The 270-nt window shown below is 55.9% G+C and carries 1 protein-coding gene; it reads right to left on the bottom strand.

Annotated features, from left to right (window positions below):
- A partial coding sequence (locus tag OX89_RS17090) for a hypothetical protein (RefSeq protein WP_047351521.1) occupies window positions 1-250 on the bottom strand: 250 nt, incomplete at its 3' end.
- Between the last annotated feature and the right edge of the window lie 20 nt (window positions 251-270).

Raw genomic sequence — 270 nt, 5'->3', positions numbered from 1 at the left:
GAGCATCAATCTTCGCCAAGTCTTCCTTGACCGAGCCTTGCAGCTTAGCCATGTCTTCTTTGGTTGCGAGTTCGTCGCGCAATTCGGTGCGCAGCTCAGCCTTGGCTTCGAGCTTGCGCTGCGCCGCCATCTCTTTGCTGCGTTCCTCCATGTGCGTGAGGGACAGTTCAATGCTCTTGGCAAGCGCCATTGCATCGTCGCGTCCCACCCGACGCTCCAAAAGATCGTAGATTTCAAGCGGCAGGTTCATGCTGCTCATTCTATGCTCCA

Source organism: Diaphorobacter sp. J5-51, assembly GCF_001023515.1.
Classification (GTDB): domain Bacteria; phylum Pseudomonadota; class Gammaproteobacteria; order Burkholderiales; family Burkholderiaceae_C; genus Diaphorobacter; species Diaphorobacter nitroreducens.
Note: the sequence above shows the minus strand (reverse complement) of the source record. Positions and strands in the feature narration are given on the sequence as shown.